Annotated in this window: 16 protein-coding genes and 1 tRNA gene; 7 read left to right on the top strand and 10 right to left on the bottom strand. The window is 69.1% G+C overall.

Going from position 1 to position 17,911, the window contains the following annotated elements:
• Positions 1–13: 13 nt before the first annotated feature.
• The 4 genes from LR948_RS16160 (at position 14) to LR948_RS16145 (ending at position 5,200) form a co-directional block, all read left to right on the top strand.
• Positions 14–475, top strand: a complete 462-nt coding sequence (locus LR948_RS16160; RefSeq protein ID WP_232755120.1) for an NUDIX domain-containing protein — start codon at positions 14–16, stop codon at positions 473–475.
• Positions 476–732: 257 nt separating this feature from the next.
• Positions 733–2,169: a mannose-1-phosphate guanylyltransferase/mannose-6-phosphate isomerase gene (locus tag LR948_RS16155; protein ID WP_232755119.1), complete on the top strand. Its 1,437-nt coding sequence runs from the start codon at positions 733–735 to the stop codon at positions 2,167–2,169.
• Positions 2,166–3,557, top strand: a complete 1,392-nt coding sequence (locus LR948_RS16150) for a phosphomannomutase (protein WP_232755118.1) — start codon at positions 2,166–2,168, stop codon at positions 3,555–3,557. The genes LR948_RS16155 and LR948_RS16150 overlap by 4 nt, the downstream gene beginning before the upstream one ends.
• A gap of 452 nt (positions 3,558–4,009) precedes the next feature.
• A complete protein-coding gene (locus tag LR948_RS16145) occupies positions 4,010–5,200 on the top strand; it encodes a glycosyltransferase (RefSeq protein ID WP_232755117.1) in 1,191 nt (396 codons plus the stop codon).
• Positions 5,201–5,385: 185 nt separating this feature from the next.
• On the opposite strand, the gene LR948_RS16140 is transcribed toward LR948_RS16145, so the two are convergent.
• The 5 genes from LR948_RS16140 to LR948_RS16120 form a co-directional block, all read right to left on the bottom strand.
• Positions 5,386–5,547, bottom strand: a complete 162-nt coding sequence (locus tag LR948_RS16140) for a hypothetical protein (protein WP_232755116.1) — start codon at positions 5,545–5,547, stop codon at positions 5,386–5,388.
• Positions 5,548–6,078: 531 nt separating this feature from the next.
• Positions 6,079–6,168 (bottom strand) — tRNA-Ser (locus tag LR948_RS16135).
• Positions 6,169–6,245: 77 nt separating this feature from the next.
• The gene (gene ychF, locus LR948_RS16130) at positions 6,246–7,343 is read right to left on the bottom strand and encodes a redox-regulated ATPase YchF (protein ID WP_232755115.1); all 1,098 of its coding nucleotides are present in this window, start codon (positions 7,341–7,343) and stop codon (positions 6,246–6,248) included.
• A gap of 42 nt (positions 7,344–7,385) precedes the next feature.
• The gene (locus LR948_RS16125; RefSeq protein WP_232755114.1) at positions 7,386–8,780 is read right to left on the bottom strand and encodes an MATE family efflux transporter; all 1,395 of its coding nucleotides are present in this window, start codon (positions 8,778–8,780) and stop codon (positions 7,386–7,388) included.
• Positions 8,781–8,851: 71 nt separating this feature from the next.
• Positions 8,852–9,754, bottom strand: a complete 903-nt coding sequence (locus LR948_RS16120) for an NAD(P)-dependent oxidoreductase (RefSeq protein WP_232755113.1) — start codon at positions 9,752–9,754, stop codon at positions 8,852–8,854.
• A gap of 114 nt (positions 9,755–9,868) precedes the next feature.
• Between LR948_RS16120 and trpA the strand changes: the two genes are divergently transcribed.
• Both trpA and trpB read left to right on the top strand, forming a co-directional pair.
• Positions 9,869–10,657, top strand: a complete 789-nt coding sequence (gene trpA / locus LR948_RS16115) for a tryptophan synthase subunit alpha (protein WP_232755112.1) — start codon at positions 9,869–9,871, stop codon at positions 10,655–10,657.
• A gap of 12 nt (positions 10,658–10,669) precedes the next feature.
• Positions 10,670–11,890 carry a tryptophan synthase subunit beta gene (gene trpB, locus LR948_RS16110; protein WP_232755111.1) on the top strand — a complete coding sequence of 407 codons (1,221 nt, stop codon included), beginning with the start codon at positions 10,670–10,672 and terminating at the stop codon, positions 11,888–11,890.
• A 241-nt stretch (positions 11,891–12,131) separates the two neighbouring features.
• Here the strand turns inward: trpB and LR948_RS16105 are convergent, their stop codons facing one another.
• The 4 genes from LR948_RS16105 to LR948_RS16090 all read right to left on the bottom strand — a co-directional run bounded on the left by LR948_RS16105 (position 12,132) and on the right by LR948_RS16090 (position 15,223).
• Positions 12,132–12,509 carry a DUF2237 family protein gene (locus tag LR948_RS16105; RefSeq protein ID WP_232755110.1) on the bottom strand — a complete coding sequence of 126 codons (378 nt, stop codon included), beginning with the start codon at positions 12,507–12,509 and terminating at the stop codon, positions 12,132–12,134.
• A gap of 15 nt (positions 12,510–12,524) precedes the next feature.
• Positions 12,525–13,565, bottom strand: a complete 1,041-nt coding sequence (locus LR948_RS16100; protein WP_232755109.1) for a DUF2332 family protein — start codon at positions 13,563–13,565, stop codon at positions 12,525–12,527.
• Positions 13,562–14,359 (bottom strand): aminoacyl-tRNA hydrolase, encoded by a 798-nt coding sequence (gene pth / locus LR948_RS16095; protein ID WP_232755108.1) that lies wholly within the window; start codon positions 14,357–14,359, stop codon positions 13,562–13,564. The genes LR948_RS16100 and pth overlap by 4 nt, the downstream gene beginning before the upstream one ends.
• 195 nt (positions 14,360–14,554) lie before the next feature.
• A complete protein-coding gene (locus LR948_RS16090; protein ID WP_232755107.1) occupies positions 14,555–15,223 on the bottom strand; it encodes a 50S ribosomal protein L25/general stress protein Ctc in 669 nt (222 codons plus the stop codon).
• A gap of 146 nt (positions 15,224–15,369) precedes the next feature.
• Between LR948_RS16090 and LR948_RS16085 the strand changes: the two genes are divergently transcribed.
• On the top strand, positions 15,370–16,539 hold the full coding sequence (locus tag LR948_RS16085) for an MFS transporter (RefSeq protein WP_232755106.1): 1,170 nt from the start codon (positions 15,370–15,372) through the stop codon (positions 16,537–16,539).
• Here LR948_RS16085 and LR948_RS16080 read toward each other — a convergent pair.
• The gene (locus LR948_RS16080; RefSeq protein WP_232755105.1) at positions 16,502–17,683 is read right to left on the bottom strand and encodes an alpha-hydroxy acid oxidase; all 1,182 of its coding nucleotides are present in this window, start codon (positions 17,681–17,683) and stop codon (positions 16,502–16,504) included. The two genes, LR948_RS16085 and LR948_RS16080, sit on opposite strands and share 38 nt — an antisense overlap.
• Positions 17,684–17,911: the final 228 nt, after the last annotated feature.

The raw sequence follows: 17,911 nt of genomic DNA, 5'->3' as shown, positions 1-17,911 counted from the left end.
GGCGCGCGCCCCAATGAAACTTCGCCTGCCGATCCGCAAGCCGTTGCATCTCTATTTCCTGGCCACGCGGGCCCTGACCATGGGCGTCCGCGTCGCCCTGCGCACGCCGGAGGGCGCGGTCCTCCTGGTGCGCCACAGCTATACCTACGGTTGGCACTTCCCGGGCGGCGGGGTCGAGAAAGGCGAGACCGCGCTCGAGGCCCTGGCGCGGGAGCTGCAGCAGGAAATCGGCGCGCCGATGCCCGATGCGCCGCAGCTTCTCGGGGTCTACTTCAATCCGGGCATGAGCGCGCGGGACCACATCCTGCTCTATGTCGCGGATCTGCCCGCGCGAGTGGAGTTCCAGCCCAACAGCCGGGAGATCTCCGAGGTCGGGTATTTCTGCCCCAAGACGCTGCCTTCGGATACAGAGGAAGGCACCCTGCGCCGCATCGACGAGATCCTTGGCACGGCGGCTCCGGCGGAGACTTGGTAAGTCGCCCTCCCGATACGCCCTCCGGCGCGAGCGCATCACCTCACGCCATCAGATCATTTTAGAGCCAGGCCAACCTCACATCGAAGACGCTTGCTAGGAGCATGGCGCCATCGGTTACACGTGTTGCCAAGACCTCACCGGCGCCTCTTGCCAAACTCCACGGGACGTTGCCTCAAGCGCCGCTCCTATTTACCACGAACTAGTGGGGAGGCCGTTGCGCCCCAAGCCCCGCCGTATTTAAGCGAAAGGCATTTCCCGTGATCACCCCCGTTCTCCTCTGCGGCGGCTCCGGCACCCGGCTTTGGCCGCTGTCGCGCAAATCCTATCCCAAGCAGTTCGTGCGCCTGGTGGACGACGAAAGCCTCTTCCAGGCCTCCGCGCGGCGCCTCTCCGGCCCGAACTTCACAGCCCCCGTCGTCCTCACCGCCAACGACTTCCGCTTCATCGTGACCGAGCAGCTCGCCGCGGTGGAGCAGCAGGCGCAGGGGATCGTCATCGAGCCCGACGGGCGCAACACCGCGCCCGCGGTGCTGGCGGCGGCGCTCTGGCTCGCGGACCGGGATCCCGAGGCGCTCATGCTGGTGGCGCCATCGGACCACGTGATCCGCGATGCGGAGGGCTTCCGGGCGGCCATCGCGGCGGCGGAGCCCGCCGCCCGCGCCGGACAGCTCGTGACCTTCGGCATCACCCCGACCCGGCCCGAGACCGGCTATGGTTATCTCGAGCTCGCGCCGGGCGCCGACAGCGCGGCCGCCTGCCCGCAGCCGCTCTCGCGCTTCGTCGAGAAACCCGACGCGGGCCGCGCTGCCGAGATGCTCGAGGACGGCGCCTTCCTCTGGAACGCGGGCATCTTCCTCTTCTCCGCCAAGGCCATCATCGAGGCCTACCGCCGCCACGCCCCTGCCCTGCTGGCGCAGGTCGAGCCCTCGGTGAGCGAGGCCGAGACCGACCTCGGCTTCACCCGGCTCGCGCCCGGGCCCTGGGCCGCGGTCGAGGACATCTCGATCGACTACGCGATCATGGAAAAGGCCGACAACCTCGCGGTCATGCCTTACGGCGCGGCCTGGTCCGACCTCGGCGGCTGGGACGCGGTCTGGCTCGAGGCCGGCCCCAACGAGGCCGGCAATGTCACCACCGAGGGCGCCACGGCGATCGACTGCCGCGACACGCTCCTGCGCGCCGACACGCCGGGCCAGGAGCTGGTCGGCATCGGCCTCGAAGACATCATCGCGGTCGCCATGGACGACGCGGTGCTGGTGGCCCACAAGTCCGAGGCCCAGCGGGTCAAGGAGGCGGTGACCGCGCTCAAGGCGCGGCAGGTGAAACAGGCCACCGAATTCCCGATCGACCACCGGCCCTGGGGCTGGTTCGAAAGCCTGGTCACCGGCAGCCGCTTCCAGGTGAAGCGCATCGTGGTGCACCCGGGCGCGGCGCTTTCTCTGCAAAGCCACCACCACCGGTCGGAACACTGGATCGTGGTCCAGGGCACCGCCAAGGTGACCATCGACGGCGAGGTCTCGCTGGTGACCGAGAACCAGTCGGTCTACATCCCGCTCGGCGCGGTGCACCGGATGGAGAACCCCGGCAAACTGCCGATGGTGCTGATCGAGGTGCAGACCGGCAGCTACCTCGGCGAGGACGACATCATCCGCTACGAGGACGTCTACGCCCGCGGCCAGGGAGCCAAGGGATGAACGCGCTGACCTGCTTCAAGGCCTATGACGTGCGCGGGCGTCTGGGCGTCGATCTCGACGCGGGCATCGCCTACCGGATCGGGCGCGGCTTCGCCCGGGCGCTCTCGGCGCGGCGGGTGGTCGTGGGCCGCGATGTGCGGGCCTCGTCCGAGGAGCTGGCCGCGGCGGTCACCGAGGCGCTGGTCGACGAAGGCTGCGAGGTGCTCGACCTCGGGCTCTCGGGCACCGAGGAGATGTATTTCGCGACCTCGCATTTCGACGCCGACGGCGGGCTCTGCGTGACCGCCTCGCACAACCCGATGGACTACAACGGGATGAAGATGGTGCGCGCGGGCTCGGCGCCGCTCGATGCCGAGAGCGGGCTGGCGCGGATCCGCGCCCTGGCCGAGGCCGACGACTGGGGGGCCGTCACCGAGGGCGGCCGGCGCCGCGACGTCACCGAGGGCGGCCGGCGCCGCGACGTCGCCGAGGAGGCGCGGCTGGCCTATGTCGCCCGCGTGTTGTCCTTCGTCGATCTCTCCGCCCTGAAGCCCCTGAAGATCCTGGTCAACGCGGGCCATGGCGCCGCCGGGCCAACCTTCGACGCCCTGGCCGCGCGGCTCGAGGCCCTGGGTGCGCCCCTGCGCTTCACCCGGATGCACCACGCCCCCGACGGCAGCTTCCCGGAAGGCATCCCCAACCCCCTTCTGCCCGAGAACCGTCCGCCCACCGCCGAGGCCGTCCGCGCCGCGGGCGCCGATTTCGGCGTCGCCTGGGACGGCGATTTCGACCGCGCCTTCTTCTTCGACCACGAGGGCACCTTCATCGACGGGGAATACGTCGTGGGCCTCCTGGCCGAGGCCTTCCTGGCCAAGACCCCCGGAGCCACGGTGATCCACGACCCGAGGATCATCTGGAACACCCAGGACGTGGTCGCCCGCGCCGGCGGCCAGGCCGTGCAGGCGCGCACTGGCCATGCCTTCGTGAAGCAGGCGATGCGCGACCAGAACGCGGTCTACGGCGGCGAGATGTCGGCCCATCACTACTTCCGCGACTTCTGCTTCTGTGATTCGGGGATGATTCCCCTGTTGCTTGTCGCCGAGCTCGTGAGCGCAGGAAAACCGCTCGCCACGCTGGTCGAAGCGCGGAAATCCGCCTTCCCTTCCTCGGGCGAGATCAACTTCACCCTGCCCGACCCCGCCGCCGCCATCGCCCGCGTGCGCGCCGCGTTCGAGCCCCGCGCGGAGGGCGTGGACGAGACCGATGGCCTCGGCCTCGACATGGGCAACTGGCGCTTCAACCTGCGTTCTTCCAACACCGAACCGATCGTGCGGCTGAACGTCGAGGCCCACGGCGATGCGAGGCTGGTGGAGGAAGGGGTGAAGAAGATCAAAGGGTTATTGACGTAGGGTCAATTTGATCTGACGCGGCGCCGGACAGGCGGGCAGGCCCGCGCGTCGCGCCTCTCCCGCAGGCCAACAGGCGGTGCAACCATGCCGCGAAGCTCTTGTGGTCCGACCAGAAGCGCCAGTGCAGCATCATTCCCCGCTTGCCTCTGCGGAACGCCTCAATTTTCAGCAACCATGACTTGCGCATCGCAAAGGCGGCTTTGTGCCCGCGTGTTCACAAAAGGCTGACAATTGTGAACCATATTGCTACTGTGAGCGGGCGTTGCTGATACGGAGCAATTCGGGGGCTGCAGGCTGCGCGACTTGGACCGCCTATTCCGGCGGTGCCTGCGCGCGAGCGGTTCCGAGTTTCGAGATGTCCCGTTCCAAAGACCGCCGGATGCAACCGGCGGTGGTGACGTGGGATTGAAAGGCCAGGTTTTTCGAGCGCGAATTTGGGTGTGGAGCTGATTATGTCCTGGCTGACGGAGTATGCGGTGCCGCTGCTGGCAGAGCATTGGAGCGCGCTGGCGCTCGCCGCGACCCTGAGCTTCTTCCTCGCGCAGACCTTCATCTGGGTCCGCGGCCGGATGGCGCCGGTCTTCGGCGACCGCAACGACAGTCGCGCGCGCCAATGCTCCCACGTCGGCAACCCGCCCCGCTGCGGTGGCCTGGGCATCCTGCTGGCCGTGACCGCCGCCCTGCTGGTCACCGAGCTACGGCAGGAGCCGCTGGTCTGGCTCCTGCTCGCCTCCGTCCTGCCCGCCCTGGTCGCCGGCGTGGCCGAGGATTTCGGCCGCAAGGTCCGCCCGCGCAACCGCCTGATCGCAGCGGCCTTTTCGGCAGCGCTGGCGGTCGCGCTTCTCGACCGCTGGGTGCCGCGCGCGGATCTGCCCGGGCTCGACTTCCTCATGGCCTATCCGGTGGTGGCGATCGGCGTCTCGATCTTCTGCTCCGCCGGCTTCTGCCATGCCTTGAACCTCTCGGACGGGATGAACGGCCTGGCCGCGACGATCATCCTGTCCGCCGCCACCGGGCTTGCACTGATCGGACTGGCCGACGGGCTTCTGGTCCTGCCGCTCTTCGCGGCGCTGCTCGCGGCGGCGGCGCTTGGCTTCCTGGCGCTGAACTGGCCGCTGGGGCGAATTTTCCTCGGCGACGCGGGCAGCTACGGGGTCGGACACCTGATGATCTGGACGGCGTTCCTGCTGGCCTGGGCCTCGGGCGAGATCGCCATCCCGGCGCTGCTCCTGGTGCTCTTCTGGCCCTTTGCGGACACGCTGCACACCATCGCGCGGCGCTGGATGGCGGGGATTCCCGTCGCCGAACCCGACCGGCTGCACCTGCACCAGATCCTGCGCCGCGGGCTCGAGATCACCTGGCTCGGCACCGGCAATCGTCGGGTGTCGAACCCGCTGACGGCGGCTCTGCTGGCGCCGCTCATCGTGGCGCCGGTGGCCCTAGGCGTCGCCTTCCACGACCAGGCCGCGCTCTGCTGGCTGCTCCTCGCGGGCTTCGGCGCGGCCTTCGTCATGCTGCACGCGCTGCTGATCCCACTCATCCGCAGCAACCGCGGCGCGCTTCGGGGCCTCGGCCCCAACCTGCGCGAGGCGCTTGGCCGCCGCGGGCGTGGCGGCGGGTCGGGCACCTACGAGACGCCCTAGGCGACGAGCGTCGGGCCGCGGCGTTCGCGCTGCCCGAACCCGTCGAAAACATGATGCGATAGAAAAAGTTTGGCAGCCGAGACGCGCTCTCGAGCTGCCTTTTCTTTTTCGCTTCCAACGAACTTACCGTGCCAAGACCGGCTTAACTCCCCTGCCCGACCGCTTTCAGCCGCCAAGGCACCTCCTCACGCCAACAGATCCTCATAAAGCCAGGCAAACCGCCGATGCTCCGACTGATCACGGCGGGAGGTGGTGCGACCTCGGATGTCCTCGGTGCTGTAGGCGACGCGAGGGGCGTCGGGCTTGGCTTCCTCGGGCTGGTCGTGGGTCGGTCCGAAATCCGTCATGGCTGCACCTCCGTGGGTTTGGGCTGGCAAACGACAGGCCGTCTGGAGAACGAGATAGCGCTGGCGGTGACGCGGCAAATCATGCCGAGGGGCTGCGACCGCGGGACGCAGTGGGGCTCGAGACCGGTGAAAAAGGAACCGCGGGCTGCGGAGCCCAACGTTCCGAGTGCAGCGCAAGAGGCGGAAAACGTCGAGAGGATCGCTGAAGACTGAGCGCTCACCAGAGAGCAAACAGAGTGCCGTGTGCTGAAAGCTGGGCGGCAAAGAACGAGAGCCGAGCGCTGTCCGCCTGAAGCTTGGGGTTAAAAGCTGCGGAGTGAGACCCCGGGGCTACGGGCTGAGGACCTGAGACCCGAGTGCTGCGACCCGAGTGCTGAGACCTGAGAGCTGAGAGCCGAGGGCTGCAGATCTGAGACCTGCGACCCGAGAGCTGAGAGCTGAGAGCCGAGAAAAACAACCGCAACCGCGTGCAACAGCCAACACTCTGCCCCGCACGAAGCGGACGACCCCTCACCCCAATCTCAGGAAAAATGGCGGAGACGAAGGGATTCGAACCCTCGAGACGGTTTCCCGCCTACTCCCTTAGCAGGGGAGCGCCTTCGACCACTCGGCCACGTCTCCGCGGACCCTCCTAATTGTCCGGGCCGGGGGGAACAAGCGGAAAATCCGACCTTTTTGCCCCCCGACCCGCGGCGTCTTCAGGTGTTGAAGAGGAAGTGCATCACGTCGCCGTCGCGGACCACGTAGCCCTTGCCCTCGGCGCGCATCTTGCCGGCGTCCTTGGCGGCCTGCTCGCCGCCGAGTGCCACGTAATCGTCGTAGGCGATGGTCTCGGCGCGGATGAAACCCTTCTCGAAATCGCCGTGGATCACGCCGGCGGCCTTGGGCGCGGAGGTGCCCACGGGGATCGTCCAGGCGCGGGCCTCCTTGGGGCCCACGGTGAAATAGGTCTCGAGCTTCAGGAGGTTGTAGCCGGTCTTGATCAGCCGGTCCAAGCCGGCCTCCTCGAGGCCCATCTCACCGAGGAACATCTCGGCCTCCTCGCCCTCGAGCTGGGAGATCTCCTCCTCAATCTTGGCCGAGATCACCACATGGGCGTTGCCCTGCTCGGCGGCCATGCGGGCCACGGCCTCGGAATGGGCGTTGCCCTCGGCGGCCTGGTCCTCGGGCACGTTGCAGACGTAGAGGACCGGCTTCGAGGTCAGGAGCTGCAGCATCCGCCAGGCCTTGAGGTCGTCCTCGGCCACTTCGACCACCCGGGCGGGCTTGCCCTCGTTCAGCGCCTCGAGGGCGAGCTTCATCAGGCGCTCCTGCTGGACCGCCTCCTTGTCGCCGCCGCGCACCTTGCGGACGATGTTCTGCAGCCGCTTCTCGAGGCTCTCCATGTCGGCGATGATCAACTCGGTCTCGATGGTCTCGGCATCGGCCACCGGGTCGACGCGGTCCTCGACATGGGTGACGTCATCGTCCTCGAAGCAGCGCAGCACATGGGCGATGGCATCGACCTCGCGGATGTTGGCGAGGAACTGGTTGCCGAGGCCCTCGCCCTTGGAGGCGCCCTTCACCAGCCCCGCGATGTCCACGAAGGTCATCCGCGTCGGGATGATCTGCCGCGACTTGGCGATATCGGCGAGCGCGTAGAGCCGCGTGTCGGGCACTGCCACCTCGCCCACGTTGGGCTCGATCGTGCAGAAGGGGAAATTGGCCGCCTGCGCCGAGGCGGTCCGCGTCAGCGCGTTGAAGAGCGTCGACTTGCCGACATTCGGAAGCCCGACGATACCCATGCGAAAGCCCATAATGTCCTCGCCTTTCGGTGTGAAGGATGCTGCGCCGCGCTTCTAGTGGGGGGCCGCCTCGGGCGCAAGGCTCCGCCCGGTCGCGGCGAAGGTCGGCAGGGCGCGGGCCCAGAACCGGTAGAGCAGCATCACCGAGGCCGCGCCGAGGCCGATCACCAGGCCCGCCCAAATGCCGACCGCGCCCCAGGGCAGCACGAAGCCCGCGATCCAGGCCGCCGGCAGCCCCAGCGCCCAATAGGCGATGGCGGCCATGACCATGGGCACCCGGGCGTCCTGCACCCCGCGCAAGAGCCCCAGCGCGATGACCTGCGCACCGTCGACCAGCTGGAAAAGCGCCGCCATGGCCAGAAGCCCGGTGCCCGCGGCGATGATCGCCGCGCGGTCGGGGTCGGCGGGATCGAGGAAGATGCCGATCATCAGCTCGGGCAGGGTCAGGAAGACCACGATGGCCAGGAGTGAGGCCGCGACCGAGAGGATCAGCGCCGCCCAGGCGCCCTTGGCCAGCCGGTCCGCATCCCCTGCCCCGAAGGCATTGCCCGCCCGCACCGTGGCAGCGTTGGAGAGCCCCAGGTGGAACATGAAGGCCGCCGTGGCGAGCTGGATCGCGACCCCATGCGCGGCCAGCGGCACCGTGCCGAGCCAGCCCATGAGCACCGCCGAGGCCGCGAAAAGCCCGACCTCGGAAAGGTTCGTCACCCCGATCGGCCAGCCCAGGCGGAAGACCGCGCGGAAGCTCTCCCAGTCGGGGACCCAGAAGCGCCCGAAGAGATCATGGTCCGGCAGCTTGCGGTCGGAATAAATCATGGCCCCCGCCAGCGCCACGCAATGGGTCAGGACCGAAGCCAGCGCCGCGCCGCGGATGCCGAGCTCGGGCAGGCCCAGCCGCCCGAAGATCAGCGCGTAGTTGAAAACCACGTTCAGAACCGCGGCGACGGCGGTGATCAGGAAGACCGCGCGGGTCTCCTCGAGCGCGGCGAGGTAGCTCTTCAGCACCATGACCCCCAGCGCCGGCAGAAGCCCCAGGCCCGCGATCCGCAGGTAGTCCTGGGCCATCTCGGCCAGGGCCGCCGCCTGCCCCAGCCCGAGCAGCAAGGGGCCGGAGAACCAGAAGACCGGCATGGAAAGCGCGAAGAACAGGATCGACAGCCAGAGCCCCATGCGCGTCACCCGCCGGATGCGCGTCTCGTCGCCCTGTGCGGCATAGCTCGCCACCATCGGCATGACCGCGAAGGCGAAGCCCGCGCCGAGCAGGAAGAAGACGATGAAGACCGTATGCGCCAGCGTCAGCGCGGCCAGTTCCTCGACCCCGTACCAGCCCACCATGATCGTGTCGGTGAGCCCGATGGCGAACTGCGCCAAGTGCCCGCCGACAAGCGGCAGGCCCAGGATCGCCACGGCGCGCATATGGCCCGGAAGGGTGGTCGGATGACGGCTCATGCCTCCCCGCTTATGCCGCCCCCGGAGCGGCGGCAAGAGCGGGTGTCGGCACGCCTAGACCGCCGGCGGGATCACCCCGCCTGCCCCGCCGCCTCCAGCTCGGCGCGCCAGCGCTCGGGCGGCTCGAACCCCAGGAGCCGGCGGGCCTTCTCGATGCTGTAGGGCGTTTCGCGGGCGCCCATCTCGCGGCGCATCTCGACGTCTGGGTAGTAGCGCCGGGCGATCTCCTGCATCGAGAGGTCCACCGAGGGCTCGGGGTTGGCGACGTTGAAGACCTCGTAGCCCAGCCCGTCCACGGCAAGGCAGCGCTCGACCATGAGGCCCAGGTCGCGGGCGTCGATATAGGCGAAGATGTTGCGCCGCCGCAGGTCGGGGTCGGTCACGAAGGCCGGGAACATCTCGGCGTATTCATGCGGCTCGATCACGTTGTTGATCCGCAGCCCGTAGATGTCGGCGCCGGTCCGCGCCTGGAAGCTGCGCGCGGTGACCTCGTTGGCGACCTTGGCCATGGCGTAGCTGTCATGCGGCACGGTGGGGTGGTCCTCGTCGACCGGCAGGTAGTCTGGGCGCTTCTCGCCCTGGGCGAAGCAGATGCCATAGGTCGTCTCGGAAGAGGCGAAGATCACCTTGCGGATGCCGAGCCCCAGTGCCGCCTCGATCACGTTGTAGGTCGAGGTCACGTTGTTGGCGAAAAGCGCGGGGTCCGCGGTGATCCCGATCCGCGGCACGGCGGCGAAATGCACCAGCGCCTCGGGGCGCCCCGGCGCCGGTCCGTCCAGCTCCGACAGGTCGAACGGCTGGGTCTGCGCCGCCCAGACCTGGCCCGCGTCGGTCAGATCGACCGAGAGATCGGCCACCCCCTCGGCCCCGAGCGGCACCCGGTCGAGGTTCAGGATCCGGTGCCCGCGATCCCGCAGATAGGGCAGCACGTGCCGCCCCGCCTTGCCGCTTCCACCCGTGAACACGATGCGCATTGTCTCTTGCCTCCGTCTCGGCGCCGCCTGCGACCCCGTGGCCGCACCGACAACCATTGATTTTCCCGCCCCGTTCCGGCACTTCCCCGGCTGGGTCAGAAGACGAGGTAGGGCATGACACGCATCGACGCCAAGTTCGCGGCGCTGAAGTCGGAAGGCAAGAAGGCGTTTGTCGCCTATATCATGGCGGGCGATCCCGATCCCGAGACGACGCTCTCGGTGATGCAGGGCCTGCCGGGCGCGGGCGTCGACGTGATCGAGCTGGGCCTGCCCTTCACCGATCCCATGGCCGACGGGCCGACGATCCAGGTCGCGGGCCAGCGCGCGCTCGAGGGCGGCATGACGCTCGACCGGACGCTGCAGCTCGTGCGCGACTTCCGCGCCGGCGACGATCAGACGCCGATCGTGCTCATGGGCTATTACAACCCGATCTATTCGCGCGGCGTCGACCGCTTCCTCGACGAGGCCAAGACCGCCGGGATCGACGGGCTGATCATCGTCGACCTGCCCCCCGAGGAGGACGAGGAGCTCTGCATCCCCGCCCAGAAGGCCGGGCTGAACTTCATCCGGCTCGCGACGCCCACCACCGACGCCAAGCGGCTGCCGAAAGTGCTGCAGAACACGTCCGGGTTCGTCTATTACGTCTCGATGACCGGGATCACCGGCTCGGCCGACGCCCAGGCCGGCGACGTCTCTCCCGAGGTCGCCCGCATCAAGTCGCAGACCGATCTGCCCGTGGTCATCGGTTTCGGCATCAAGACCCCCGAGGCCGCCGCCGCCATGGCGCCCGCGGGTGACGGCGTGGTGGTCGGCTCGGCCATCGTCGACCGCATCGCCCGGGGCGACAGCCTCGACGACGTGCTGGCCTTCGTGGGCTCGCTCGCCGACGCCACGCATTCCTGACGGAGTCCCCAAATGACCGATCTGGTGAACAGCTTCATGACCGGCCCCGACGACAAGGGCCGTTTCGGCGATTTCGGCGGGCGTTTCGTCTCCGAGACGCTGATGCCGCTGATCCTCGAGCTCGAGGAGCAATACAATTACGCCAAGACCGACCAGAGCTTCTGGGACGAGATGGACTTCCTCTGGAAGCATTACGTCGGCCGGCCCTCGCCGCTCTATTTTGCCGAGCGGCTGACCGAACGGCTGGGCGGCGCCAAGGTCTACATGAAGCGCGACGAGCTGAACCACACCGGCGCGCACAAGATCAACAACGTGCTGGGCCAGATCATCCTGGCGCGCCGCATGGGCAAGACCCGGATCATCGCCGAGACCGGCGCCGGCCAGCACGGTGTGGCGACCGCCACCGTCTGCGCCAAGTTCGGACTGAAATGCGTGGTCTACATGGGCGCGCATGACGTCGAGCGGCAGCAGCCCAACGTCTTCCGCATGCGCCTGCTGGGCGCCGAGGTGGTGCCGGTGACCTCCGGGCGCGGCACGCTGAAGGACGCGATGAACGACGCGCTGCGCGACTGGGTGACCAATGTGCGCGACACCTTCTACTGTATCGGCACGGTGGCGGGCCCGCACCCCTACCCGGCCATGGTCCGCGACTTCCAGTCGATCATCGGCAAGGAGACCCGCGAGCAGATGATGGAGGCCGAGGGCCGCCTGCCCGACACGGTGATCGCGGCGATCGGCGGGGGCTCCAACTCCATGGGGCTCTTCTATCCCTTCCTCGACGACAAGCAGGTCTCGATCATCGGGGTCGAGGCCGGCGGCAAGGGCGTGACCGAGAAGATGGAGCACTGCGCCTCGCTGACCGGCGGGCGCCCTGGCGTGCTGCACGGCAACCGCACCTACCTGCTGCAGGACGACGACGGGCAGATCCTCGAGGGTTTCTCGATCTCGGCGGGCCTCGACTACCCGGGCATCGGGCCGGAACACTCCTGGCTGCACGACATCGGCCGCGCGCAATACGTGGCGATCACCGACAACGAGGCGCTCGAGGCCTTCCAACTCTGCTGCGAGACCGAGGGCATCATCCCCGCGCTCGAGCCCAGCCACGCGCTGGCCCATGTGATGAAGATCGCGCCGGAGCTGCCCGCCGATCACGTCATCTGCATGAACATGTGCGGCCGCGGCGACAAGGACATCTACACCGTCGCCAAGGCGCTGGGGCGCGACCTCGACTGAGGGTGTCTAAAGTTCGAAAATGACAAACGGGCCGCCTTGTGCGGCCCGTTTTGCGTTTCAGAGATTGGCTTTGTGAAGGTCTTGGCGGCGCTTGCCGCAGGAAATGATGCTCTGAGGCCGAGTTTGGCGGGCGCTTCACGGAGCTTTCGCGCAAGGCCACGCGTCGCGCCCACGACGGGCCGCCGCGCGGCCCACCCGTGACAAGACCGCCCCGCAACCCGCTGAAACGCCGGGCCTTTCCCTACTGCATGTCCAGCGCCCGGGCCTTCAGCACCGCCATGGGCACGATGTCGAGCGCGCGCTGGTGCGTCGAGGCCAGCGCCACCTGCGGCGCGCAGCCCTCCTCGTGGGCCTGCAGGAAGCGGCTGGCACAAAGGCACCAGCGGTCGCCGGCCTTGAGCCCGCCGAAGCCGAACTCGGGACGCGGGGTCGAGAGGTCGTTGCCGACGTATTTCGAGAAAGCCAGGAACTCCTCGGTCATCACCGCGCAAACCGTGTGGCTGCCCCGGTCCTCGGCGCAGGTGTTGCAGGCGCCGTCCCGGAAGAACCCGGTCAGCGGGTCCTTGGAACAGGGTTCAAGATCCTCTCCGAGGACGTTGATTTCAGGGTCTTTCTGCATCGTCACCTCCTGCGGTCAACGGGGCCAGACGGGCCGCCGCCAGTCAACCCAGCGGCCGTGGAAATCTATCCGCCCGAGGTCATGTGCCTCACCCCCGGGCCAGACCTGCAGCCGCAGCGCCGCGCCCTCGGGGCGACCGTCGGTCTCCATCGACAGCCGCGCCAGCGGCGCCTCGGGCCTGGCCTCTGCGCCGGCCTTTTCGATCAGCGCCTCGCCCCGGGCGCGGGCCGCCTCGGGCAGATACTGCCAGGCCACCGTATGATAGATCAGGTGCAGCGTCCCCTCCCGCCGCTCGGAAAGCCGCGCGGGCAGCCATTCCAACGCGTCGCCCGCCGTCACCTCTGCGGCAAAACCCGCGATGGCGACGCGGGTGCGGGCCAGCCGCTCGGGCTGGTCGGGCCAGAGATAGCCCAGGAGCCGCTCGGCATCCGCCGGATCGCGCGCGTCGATCGGCGCGAGGTCGACGCCCCGCCGCTCGATCACCTCGGGCGCGCCCGCCTCGGGCAACTCGCCGCGCCACTCGGGCCTCAGCGTCAGGAGCGGCTGGGCAGGCCCGAGCCGCATCTCCCCCGCCTCCAGCGCGAAACGGTCCCACATCAGGTTCAGCCCGGCGCTCGCGCCCAGCTCGCTCAGCCGCAGCGGCAGGCCGAAGCGCGCGGCCAGCGCGTGGCCCGTGGCGATCAGGCAGGCGGCGCGACGCACCTCGTTGGTCTGGGGCGGGCTGTCGAGCATGGCGTCGATGACCGCGGCCTCCCGCGTCAGAACCTCCGTGACCGCCGCCCAAAGCGCCTCGTCCCCGGCCTCCTGCGGCGGATAGACCGCCGCGAGCCCGGGCGCGCGGCCCGAGAGCACCAGCCGGTGCAGCGCGCCCGCAAGCCTCAGCGGCACCGAGTCCCCCCCCGCGCTGGTGTCGCCCGGCCAGGCGAAGAGCCGGTCGGCCACGTGACCGCCCGGGCGCAGCCGCTCCGCGCAGAGCGTCATCAGCCGGACCATGAAAGGGGAGTCGAGCGCCGCGCAATGGCGGGCCTGCGTCTCGAAGGCGGCGCGGAGGCTCACCGGAAGCGGTCCACCAGCTTCTGGAGCGGTGAGCGGTCGTCGGCCTCGGGCGTCTCGGGCGTCTCAGCCGTGGCAGCTTTGCCGCCGGAGGCCCCGCCCTTCGCCGCGGGTGGGCTCTCCGCCGCCCCGCCTTTCGCCGCGGGCTTGTCCGAAGCCGCACCGCCCTTCGATTTCGCCGAGCCACCGCCCTTCGCCGCCTTGCCGCCTTCGGATTTCGAGCTGCGCGCCGGGGCCACCCGCAGCGAGACCTTGTTCATGAAGCCGCCCTTGTCGCCATCGGCGAGATCCGGCGCGCCATCCGCGATCCCGCGCATCAGGTCGTCGAGCCACTCGGCGTCTTCCTTGGCGAAATCATGCAGCACGTAGCGCGACACCAGGTCCTTGTGGCCCGGGTGCCCGATGCCGAGGCGCACGCGCTGGTAGGCCTCGCCCAGATGCGCGTGGATCGAGCGCAGCCCGTTGTGCCCGGCGTGCCCGCCGCCTTCCTTGACCTTGAGCCGCGCCGGCGCGAGGTCCAGCTCGTCGTGGAAGACCACCACGTCCTCGGGCCCGAGCTTGTAGAAGCGCGCCACCTCGCCCACCGACTGGCCGGAGCGGTTCATGTAGGTCATCGGCTTCAACAGCAGCACCTTGTCGGCGCCCAGCCGGCCCTCGGCCAGCTCGCCCTGGAACTTCTGCTTCCAGGGGCCCAGCCCATGCGCCTCGGCGATGGCATCGAGCGCCATGAAGCCGATGTTGTGGCGGTGGCCCGCGTAGTCCCGCCCGGGGTTCCCGAGACCGACGAAGAGTTTCATGCCGGCTGTCCTTCCCTCTCTAGTCCTCGATGCCGCGCCGGCCAGGCCCGGCGCGGGCGGCGCACAGGCGCCCCGCGCGGCCCTTTGGCGCAGACATAGGCCAAGCGCGCGCCGCCAGCAAACGCGCAAAGAAAAACGGCCCCGCCGGGCTGGCGGGGCCGTTCAAAGCCGCAGGCGCGCCTAGGCGCGGCGGGCTTATTCCTCGGCGGTCTCTTTCTCGCCTTCGACGGTCTCGGCGTTCTGCTCGGTGACCTCGGTCTCCTCGACCTCCTCCTCGTCTTCCGCGGCGGCCAGAGCCGAAGGCGCGGAGATCGAGCAGATCGCGAAGTCGCGGTCGATCGTGGGCTTGGTGCCCGCGGGCAGCGTCACGTCCGAGATCGACACGCCGTCGCCGATGTTCAGCGTGGAGATGTCGACGGTGACCTTCTCGGGGATCTCGCCGGCGGTCACGATCAGTTCGATCTCCGGGCGGATCACGGTCATCACGCCACCTGCGGTCAGGCCGGGGCATTCCTCTTCGCCGACGAACTCGACCGGGATGAAGAGGTTGATCTTCGTGCTGCGGCGCAGGCGCAGCAGGTCGAAGTGGGTCGGCAGATCCTTCACCACGTCGCGCTGCACGTCACGGCAGATGACGCGCACGTCTTCCTGGCCCTCGACCTTGAGGTTGTAGAGGGTCGACTTGAAGCGACCGGCCTTCAGCTTCTTCAGAAGGTCGTTGAAGGGGATCTGGATCGGCAGCGGATCCACGTCCCCGCCGAATACGATGCCCGGAACCATGCCGTCGCGGCGTGCCTGACGAGCGGCGCCCTTGCCCGTCCCCGTCCGTTCCAGGGCGTGAAGATCAGGAATTTCTCCAGCCATTTTCTTACTCCATATACGGGCGGGGACCCTCCAAGGCTGTATCCCCGCGTTGAAGCCCTGCGCGTTACAGGGGAACGCCCGGATTGACAAGGGCCATCTCGGCCGCCCTCTGGCCTTTCCCCGCGCGGGATGGCAGAGGCGGCGGCATGGGATTTCTCGACGATCTGCGCGTGGCCCGGGCGCCGGCCGCCTCCTTCATGGCGCTGGGGCTGTTCTGGGGCTCTTTTGCGGCCTCCGTGCCGGATGTCAAAGAGGCCGCGGGCCTCAGCGACGCGGCGCTTGGCGTGGCGCTCCTGGTGGCCACGCTGGGTGCTGTCGCGGCGATGTGGCTGGCGCCGGTCTTCGAGCGCTGGCTCGGCGCGAGAGCGCTGGGGCTGATCACCGGCCTCGCCGCGGGCGGGGCGCTCCTGCCGGGGCTCGCGGGCAGCCCGCTGGCCTTCACGCTCGCCATGGTCGCGGCCTGCGCGGGCTACGGGCTTCTGGACGTGGCGATGAACGCCCGGGTGAGCGGGCTCGAGGCCAGCGCGGGGCGCTCGCTGATGAACCTCGCCCATGCGAGCTATTCGCTGATCTACGCGGTCTCGGCGGTGGCGGCGGGGCTCGCCCGCGAGGCCGGGGCCACGCCCTTCGCGATCTTCGCCACGGTGGCGCTGATGACGCTGCTGGCGGCGCTCTACGTGATCCGCCAGCCCGCCCCGCGCGAGGATGAGAGCGACGCCGAGGACGAGACCCGCGCGTCGCAGATCCCGCTGCCGCTGATCCTGACCGGCGGGGCGATCATCTGCCTGGCGTTTCTCGCCGAACAGGGCACCGAGGGCTGGTCGGCGCTGCATCTCGAGCGCAGCCACGAGGCGGGCGCCGCGGCGGGTGCGCTGGGGCCCGCGCTTCTGGGGCTGACCATGGGCATCGGGCGGCTTTTCGGCCAGGCGGCGACGCGGGTGGTGCGGGAAGCGGTGCTGATCCGCGCCGCCGCGCTGGTGGCCGCCGCGGGGGCCGCGCTCGCGGCGCAGGCGCCGAGCCTGGCGCTGGCCTACGCGGGTTTCACCGCCATGGGGCTCGGGCTGTCGCTGATCGTGCCCACGGTCTTTGCCTGGGCGGGCCGCCGCATCCGCGCCCGCGACCGCGCGCGGATGGTCTCGCGGCTCTCGGTGGTGGGCTACGCGGGGTTCTTCGCGGGCCCGCCGATGATGGGGTTCCTGGCCGAGGGCTTCGGGCTGGCCGCCAGCTTCACCGCGCTGGCGGTCCTGATCCTCGCGATTCCCGCGGCGCTCCTGCCGCTCATGCGGCGGGCGGCGCCTGATCCCATCCGTCGCTGAAGCCCTTGGGCACCATGAGGATGTCGCGGTCGACCCCGGTCAGATGCCGGTGCCCGCAGAGCGCCATCGACAGGTCCAGCTCGCGGCGGATCACCTCGAGCGACTTGGTCACGCCGGCCTGGCCCATGGCGCCCAGCCCGTAGACATAGGCGCGGCCGATGTAGGTGCCCTTGGCGCCCATGGCCATGGCCTTGAGCACGTCCTGCCCCGAGCGGATGCCGCTGTCGATATGCACCTCGATCTTGTCGCCCACCGCCTCGAGGATCGGCTCCAGCGCCCGGATCGAGGAGATCGCCCCGTCGAGCTGCCGCCCGCCGTGGTTCGACACGATGATCGCATCGGCGCCGACGTTCAGCGCCTCGCGGGCGTCGCGCGGGTCCATGATGCCCTTGATGATGAGCGGGCCGTCCCACATCTTGCGGAACTGCCGGATGCGGTCCCAGTCGAGCGACTGGTCGAAGGATTTCGCCGTCCAGCTCGCCAAGGAGGAAGGATCGGTCACCCCCTTGGCGTGGCCGACGATATTGCCGAAGGCGCGGCGCTTGGTCGAGAGCATGCCGAGCCCCCAGTGCACCTTGGTCATCATGTTGGCGACCGAGCGCGGGGTCAGCTTCGGCGGGGCCGAGAGGCCGTTCTTGATGTCGCGGTGGCGCTGGCCCAGGAGCTGCAGGTCCACGGTGATGATCGCCGCCGAGCAGTTCGCCGCCTTGGCCCGGTCGAAGAGCCGCTGCATGAAGTCGTCGTCCTTCAGCGTGTAGACCTGCATCCAGAAGGGCTTCGAGGTATTGGCGGCGACATCCTCGATCGAGCAGATCGACATGGTCGAGAGGCTGTAGGGCACGCCGAAGTCCTCCGCCGCGCGGGCGGCCTTTATCTCGCCGTCCCAGTGCTGCATGCCGGTCATCCCCACCGGCGCGAGCGCCACCGGCATGGAGACATCCTCGCCGATCATCTGGCTCTTGAGCGAGCGGTCGGCCATGTCCACCGCCACCCGCTGGCGCAGGTGGATGCGGTCGAAATCCGAGGAGTTCTCGCGGAAGGTCTGCTCGGTCCAGCTGCCGGACTCGGTGTAGTCGTAGAACATCTTCGGGACCCGGCGGCGGTAAATGCGGCGCAGATCCTCGATCTCGGTGATGGTGGGCATGGGCTCCCCCTCCTCGGGCGTTTCGAGGAGCAGTAGCAAGGCCCGAGAGGGTGGGCAATCCGGGGTTGTGGGGAGGCGGCATGCGGTCGCGCCGGATGGCGGGGTGCAGGCGGTGGCGGCGGAAGGCGGGGTGCAGGCGGCCGCGCCGGAAGGCACCGGGCGGTCGCGGCGGAAGGCGGGGTGCAGGCGGTGGCGCCGGAAGGCGCGCTGCGGCGGGGGCTGCACGTG

Source organism: Roseivivax sp. GX 12232 (assembly GCF_021272185.1).
Lineage (GTDB): Bacteria > Pseudomonadota > Alphaproteobacteria > Rhodobacterales > Rhodobacteraceae > Roseivivax.
The sequence above is the reverse complement of the archived record's forward strand: the minus strand, read 5'-3'. Positions and strand labels throughout refer to the sequence as shown.

Coding starts and splice junctions, on each gene's coding strand:
- LR948_RS16160 (WP_232755120.1), top strand. CDS start 14: ATGAAACTTCGCCTGCCGATCCGCAAGCCGTTGCATCTCTATTTCCTG.
- LR948_RS16150 (WP_232755118.1), top strand. CDS start 2,166: ATGAACGCGCTGACCTGCTTCAAGGCCTATGACGTGCGCGGGCGTCTG.
- LR948_RS16145 (WP_232755117.1), top strand. CDS start 4,010: ATGTCCTGGCTGACGGAGTATGCGGTGCCGCTGCTGGCAGAGCATTGG.
- LR948_RS16140 (WP_232755116.1), bottom strand. CDS start 5,547: ATGACGGATTTCGGACCGACCCACGACCAGCCCGAGGAAGCCAAGCCC.
- ychF (WP_232755115.1), bottom strand. CDS start 7,343: ATGGGCTTTCGCATGGGTATCGTCGGGCTTCCGAATGTCGGCAAGTCG.
- LR948_RS16125 (WP_232755114.1), bottom strand. CDS start 8,780: ATGAGCCGTCATCCGACCACCCTTCCGGGCCATATGCGCGCCGTGGCG.
- LR948_RS16120 (WP_232755113.1), bottom strand. CDS start 9,754: ATGCGCATCGTGTTCACGGGTGGAAGCGGCAAGGCGGGGCGGCACGTG.
- trpA (WP_232755112.1), top strand. CDS start 9,869: ATGACACGCATCGACGCCAAGTTCGCGGCGCTGAAGTCGGAAGGCAAG.
- trpB (WP_232755111.1), top strand. CDS start 10,670: ATGACCGATCTGGTGAACAGCTTCATGACCGGCCCCGACGACAAGGGC.
- LR948_RS16105 (WP_232755110.1), bottom strand. CDS start 12,509: ATGCAGAAAGACCCTGAAATCAACGTCCTCGGAGAGGATCTTGAACCC.
- pth (WP_232755108.1), bottom strand. CDS start 14,359: ATGAAACTCTTCGTCGGTCTCGGGAACCCCGGGCGGGACTACGCGGGC.
- LR948_RS16090 (WP_232755107.1), bottom strand. CDS start 15,223: ATGGCTGGAGAAATTCCTGATCTTCACGCCCTGGAACGGACGGGGACG.
- LR948_RS16085 (WP_232755106.1), top strand. CDS start 15,370: ATGGGATTTCTCGACGATCTGCGCGTGGCCCGGGCGCCGGCCGCCTCC.
- LR948_RS16080 (WP_232755105.1), bottom strand. CDS start 17,683: ATGCCCACCATCACCGAGATCGAGGATCTGCGCCGCATTTACCGCCGC.